The sequence below is a fragment of the Endozoicomonas sp. ONNA1 genome (assembly GCF_024606325.1).
Taxonomy (GTDB): Bacteria; Pseudomonadota; Gammaproteobacteria; order Pseudomonadales; family Endozoicomonadaceae; genus Endozoicomonas_A.
The window spans coordinates 1-5,541 of record NZ_JAHHPN010000704.1; the positions used below are offsets into that span (position 1 = coordinate 1).

General features: G+C 48.8%; 5 protein-coding genes. 3 read left to right on the forward strand and 2 right to left on the reverse strand.

What is annotated here, in order from left to right; genetic code table 11:
• Positions 1-85 precede the first annotated feature (85 nt).
• Positions 86-955 carry a rhomboid family intramembrane serine protease gene (locus tag KDK19_RS16545; protein ID WP_257274908.1) on the forward strand — a complete coding sequence of 290 codons (870 nt, stop codon included), beginning with the start codon at positions 86-88 and terminating at the stop codon, positions 953-955.
• Positions 956-985: 30 nt separating this feature from the next.
• Here the strand turns inward: KDK19_RS16545 and KDK19_RS16550 are convergent, their stop codons facing one another.
• The gene (locus KDK19_RS16550) at positions 986-2,233 is read right to left on the reverse strand and encodes an RING finger domain-containing protein (protein ID WP_257274907.1); all 1,248 of its coding nucleotides are present in this window, start codon (positions 2,231-2,233) and stop codon (positions 986-988) included.
• 285 nt (positions 2,234-2,518) lie between these two features.
• Here KDK19_RS16550 and KDK19_RS16555 point away from each other — a divergent pair, with 285 nt between their 5' ends.
• Positions 2,519-3,205 (forward strand): virulence RhuM family protein, encoded by a 687-nt coding sequence (locus KDK19_RS16555; RefSeq protein ID WP_257274906.1) that lies wholly within the window; start codon positions 2,519-2,521, stop codon positions 3,203-3,205.
• Complete coding sequence (locus KDK19_RS16560) at positions 3,202-3,339, forward strand: hypothetical protein (protein WP_257274905.1); 138 nt, start codon at positions 3,202-3,204, stop codon at positions 3,337-3,339. The genes KDK19_RS16555 and KDK19_RS16560 overlap by 4 nt, the downstream gene beginning before the upstream one ends.
• A 148-nt stretch (positions 3,340-3,487) precedes the next feature.
• Here the strand turns inward: KDK19_RS16560 and KDK19_RS16565 are convergent, their stop codons facing one another.
• Positions 3,488-5,254: a PLP-dependent aspartate aminotransferase family protein gene (locus KDK19_RS16565; RefSeq protein ID WP_257274904.1), complete on the reverse strand. Its 1,767-nt coding sequence runs from the start codon at positions 5,252-5,254 to the stop codon at positions 3,488-3,490.
• Positions 5,255-5,541 lie beyond the last annotated feature (287 nt).

Below are 5,541 nucleotides of genomic sequence, written 5' to 3' on the forward strand. Positions count from 1 at the left end.
CCTCAATTTCTTGCAATCCTCGCTACGGACGCTTAAGTCCGACAGGCTGCTAGACTAAATCGTTTGAGCATTACAAGAGTCGACTATGTATAGGGTGCTGGAACTTTCTGCACATAAGGATTTGAGTGCACTGTCCTACTTTCTTTATCGGCAGGGAGTGCCCCACAGAATTACCGAGGAATCCGGGAAGCAGGTGCTCTGGACCCAGAATGAGCAGCAGGGGGCCGCAGTAGAACAGTTCTACCGGGACTGGCAGTCCGGAGAGCTTGAACTGGAAGTAGCACCCCCCCGCAGAGGAGCCGAGGTCGGAAACTTCTTCAAAAGCATTCCCTGGAAAAGCTTTCCCTTCACCTTTCTGATCCTTGCGGTCTGTCTGGTGGTGGCGGTTCTGACTCATCTGGGTGAGAACATTCAGGCTATTTCCAGTTTCACCTTCGTGGATTTCAAGTTATCCAGCGGCTACATCTACTATGCCTCTCTGGAGCACACACTGGAGAGTCATGAGTACTGGCGCCTGATCACGCCGATATTTATTCATTTCGGGATTCTTCATCTGGTGTTCAATGCCCTGATGTTTTACGTACTGGGTGGTCGAATTGAAAGGCATCAGGGCGGTACCCATCTGTTGGGACTGGTTTTTCTGACCGGGGTGCTGTCAAACTTCGCTCAATATGTCATGTCAGAGGGTTCTGTGCTCTTTGGTGGTCTTTCCGGCGTGGTTTACGGGCTGATGGGTTACAGCATGGTGCGCGAACGGCTGGACAAGAGTTTCTACATGGGTCTGCCTCCGGCGATTTATGGCTTTATGCTTGTGTGGCTGGTCATCGGCTATACCGATATTCTCGGGCCATTGCTGGGGCAGATGGCGAACGCCGCTCACCTGGGAGGTCTGGTATCCGGGATGGTATTGGGTGGGCTGGCCGCTTTGATGTTCAAGTCCAGAATTAAGACTTAATGGTTAAGGAGGGGGCTGGCTTGGGTTCTGCTAATCTAAATCATCCAGATATCCTATATCTTCTGACGCCCCTGACACTTCGCTGAATATAACTGTTCGCACTTGATAACGACAAACGCCGCCATCACAGGGGTAGGCCGGACAGTACAAACTCAAAGTATGCAGTTGGTTACCGTCGGCAGAGCTCGAATGCAGGAGGCTGGTGAAAGAACCTGCAGGTTCGATGATTGTTTCTGAGACCTCCCCGAAATAAGTCGTTTGCGAGGATCTGATGCCCGAGGCCTCGTTATAAGAATCTGGTAAGTCCTGCTGTGCCTTTATGCCCGCTACAAAATCCGGTGATTGTGCCAATGATGACAGGTCCCCTCTGCAAAGTGGGCAGGACCATCGTGAAGCGCTCAGAATCACCTTTTGTAAACAGTGCCTGTCAATTTTCTTCGAACAACAGGGAACAGTAATTACATCGTCAAGCTTGTCAAGACATACGGGGCACTCCTCATTTGCTTCAGCCAGCCCTCCGATGGCGGCTGGTGGTCTGAATTGACAAACGCCATTACAGGCATCGACGTAACAATCTAAGCCGTAGGTATGTCGGTGTTGTTCAGGGTCTTCATTACCGTCGGCAGAGCCGGAATCCAGAGGGCTGGTGAAAGAAGCTCTCAGCTGGGTGGTTCTTGCCGAGGCCTGCTGCCCGGACGATGACGCGAGTGGCTGGTCTGGTGGAGCATTTTTTTGTTCATCATGCCCGTTAGGCCCCTTAGTGATGATCGCAAACGGATGACCCACTTGTGTCGAAACAAATGCCGCCCCCGGTTGACCCATTGGGTTAAACAGCAATGAATCGGGGTTCCAATAGCTTTTCAAAAGCCAGCCGACAGCAATAAATGCTTTTTCAGGTAGCCGCAAACAAGGGATAGAGCCCAGGGGGGCACCATTGGTGGTCAGAGCCAGTTCGTAAGCAACCAGCAAGTGAGTGGGATAAAGCCATTGCCAGTAAATCGAGGCAATAAAGCGGGTGGCTAAACCGTAACCATTCAATCCACCTGGCTCGTTTGCAGCCGAAAAATACGGGCAGCCGTTTGTGTCGTCAATGTCTAACGAGCCGACCGGCAATGTATTCAGATTATGCTTTATGGAAAAGACCCGGTCCAGAGAACCTGTCCCCTGATGCGGTGCAAACTCGACAACAAAACGTCTTGTCAGCTTTTCGGCCTGACAAATAACAGACAGCGAAAGCAGCAATAAGAAAAGCACCGTAGAAAGTGTTTTTACCATCATTATCTATCCATCTTTTCTTTCTGTTTGTGCAAAGTAGACTAACAAAAAGAGCAAGTGTTTGTTTCTGTCAAGAACCAAAGGTTGCAGCGGGTAAAAGTTCGCTGAGAATAAGATGGCAGGATACAAACCATTCTTTTCCTGCTTCCATGATCCAGCGCCGGTGTGTGATGATCTGAATGAGTTGATCAGTCAGTAAGCTGCACAGCAAAAGGAAATGGCATAACCTCACGAGCAATTAATGACTATTCTTGATGCAACTCTAACAATCAGAACAGAGGTTAATTAATGAACTCGGACTCTAATGAGGTTCAGATCTTTACCACTGATTCAGGAAGCATCCATGTTCAGCTTGCCCAAAAAAGCGTTTGGCTAACCCAACGTCAAATGGGTGAGGTATTTGGAACAACAGCAGAAAATATCTTAATGCACCTGAAAAATATATATAAAAATCAGGAGCTTGAGGAAAAATTAACTTCTAAGGATTTCTTAGTTGTTCAAAAGGAGGGCAAAAGACAGGTACGCCGAAACCTAAAACATTACGATCTTGATGTCATTATTTCTGTTGGCTATCGAGTCAATTCAAAAAGGGCGGTTCAATTCCGTAGATGGGCAACCGGTGTTCTGAATAACCATCTCACTCACGGGTTCTCCATCAACCAGCAACGTTTTGAAGAAAACGCCAAAGAGCTGGAAGCTGCCTTAGTGCTTATTCGCAAAGCAGCAGCAACGCCCGAACTGGAAGCAGAGGCAGGCAGAGGGCTGGTTGAAATCGTCAGCCGGTATACTCAGACCTTTCTCTGGCTACAACGCTACGATGAGGGCTTATTGAGCGAACCGGCAGGTCAGCCCGGCGGTACTCTGGTCGATAAGTATCAGGCCATGACATCACTAAATGAACTGAAAAGGCAATTAATTCAGCGAGGGGAGGCCACGGAGCTGTTTGCAAAATGTATCGCAATGGTCGCCTTATGAACGAGGATGACCAACCAGTGATTAACGACATAGGTCTTGCAGCATTGACTCTGCTGGTTGCAGAGTCAGACCCAGAACATAAAGACACCCTGATACGCTTGATTATGAACATGCTGACTCTTGGAACAGCCTGACTGTAAGTTACTTCACTTTCAGCTGAATCTGTCAATGCTTCACGCTGCTTCAACAGGTGAGGAACAGGATGAAAAGAATCCATCATGACCTTTTTATGTTGTTCCGGCATTGTTCTCTGTTCATTCAGATATAAAAAAATCGTCGTCTTTATTCTTTACTCATAAACTCCAGATGTCTGGAATGCACATCCAGATGGGTCTCCCGTATCATTTTATCCAGTGCTTCGTCTGACATAAACTGTTCGGAGAATCCCGGCATGACCGGATCCAGATGAAGCTTTGCGCAAGCTTTGAACTGTCTTATCAGATCCCTTGGGTTTTCATCGCCCATGGCGACACGAATGGTGGTCAGGAAAATACCTGCTTCTTGTTGGGCAGATTCGTCCATTTCCGAGTGAGACGTTAAGGCCGGACAAAGTATCAAAGTATTGCTCTGTCCGAGACTGACCATATGGCCAAAAGCTGGCTCCAGGGCATCAAAGAAACGGATAAAGGCTTCCCGTGGAATGTGAGCTTTCTCCATATCAATGCTGAACAGTGGACTGGGCAGGCCCAGATAGAGCTGTTCTTCCCGCAAGTCTGAGTTGGGGTGGCTGTTCAGGGCATGACTGTTGACCTGAATCTGGTCGTGGGCATCAAGATAGTGACTGAACACCAGCGTATTGATGCACTTGGACAGCATTCGGCTCTCAAGGGTTTTCAGGCCATTGATGATATCCAGCGATTTATCGGCATCCAGGAAAGCGCCCTTGATGTAATATACGTCCCAGAACAGGGTTTCATCCCAGCGTATACCTTCATGCCCGGTGTTCTTAGGCAGAAACATACGACGGTTTTCGCCAATGATACCACCCGCAGTGGCGCTGCCGGAGCCGGAGATGTCTTTGGTGTAACTGTGGATGACCCAGTCGGGTCTTTTGCTCTTGTCCCTATTGCGCAGTGGGCGATGAAGGAAGGGCGTGGCCAGGGTTGAATCAAGAGCCACCAGATAACCTTTTTCGTGGCTCTGTTTACAGATACTGGCAACATCAATCACATTGCCATGTGGATTACAGGGAGATTCCAGATAAACCAGGATTTTTTTGCCATCTTCCAGGGCTGACTTGTATTTCTCTTCGACCTGCCTGAGCTTCTCACTGAATGCTTCACCAGAGGACCCATCAAACCATTCGAGTTTAACGGCCATACGGTCAGGGCGGGCATAGAAATCCTGCATCAGCTGGAAAGTACCGCCATAAACATTACGGGAACTGAGCAGAATATCGCCATGCCTGAGCTGGTTGGCCAGCAGGGCATCAATGGCGGCCATACCGCTGTTGAAATTCCAGGTCATGTATTCACCGGCATTTTCTCCAGCTTCCAGGGCGGTCAGGGTATTGGCCAGTGAGATGGAAGTAGGGTTGAGCAGGCGACTGTAGATTGGGTGGCTGCTTTCCTTGCCGTGGAAGGCATCTTCTACCCATTCAGTGCAGGCATAAAGATAAGTAGCGGTCTTCACGACGGCGGGAGTGGCCGAGAAGAGTGCACCAACATTGGCAAACAGAGGGTAATCGCCTTTCACAACACGACTGCTGACATCCATTTCCAGGGCGTGATAATCCTGCTTCATACTGGGTTGCAGCATGTCGATCAGCTTGGCCAGCTGGAAACAGAGAAATTTTTTGGCATTGAAGTGACTGATTTTGTCTGATTCGGGCAGTGAGGCTATGGTCTGACAAAGGCTCTCGAACTGACTGATATCGGAGCCCGCCTGATAAAGGCTGCTGGCGGCGCTGAGTAATGATTGACCAAAGGGCGTGTCTGGCTGAATGCCAAAGTGTTGAAGCTGCTCAGTGGCCAGGGCATTAGCATCCTGAGCCCGGGTAGAGTTGCGAACGGGTGACAGACGCTGCATAACTGGAATCTGGTGATCCATGGGTGTGTCCTTTTTATCAAGAAAACGCGCTGACTTTGTGATACAGAGCTGGTTGCATTTTCCGCTTAAGGCTTGTTTTCATTGGGAATGACAGCAAACATCCCGATAAGGTGATGCAGACTGCGTTTTTTCGCTTATGGCGATTTGATAGTATTATCCTTTCATATTTATTTTTCCTTGTAACGGGCTAAAAAGCCTGAAAGGCAAAATTCTTTTCCTGGATTATGACCTTGCAGCCTGTCGGACTTAAGCGTCCGTAGCGAGGATTGCAAGAAATTGAGGATAAA

Coding starts and splice junctions, on each gene's coding strand:
- KDK19_RS16545 (WP_257274908.1), top strand. CDS start 86: ATGTATAGGGTGCTGGAACTTTCTGCACATAAGGATTTGAGTGCACTG.
- KDK19_RS16550 (WP_257274907.1), bottom strand. CDS start 2,233: ATGATGGTAAAAACACTTTCTACGGTGCTTTTCTTATTGCTGCTTTCG.
- KDK19_RS16555 (WP_257274906.1), top strand. CDS start 2,519: ATGAACTCGGACTCTAATGAGGTTCAGATCTTTACCACTGATTCAGGA.
- KDK19_RS16560 (WP_257274905.1), top strand. CDS start 3,202: ATGAACGAGGATGACCAACCAGTGATTAACGACATAGGTCTTGCAGCA.
- KDK19_RS16565 (WP_257274904.1), bottom strand. CDS start 5,254: ATGGATCACCAGATTCCAGTTATGCAGCGTCTGTCACCCGTTCGCAAC.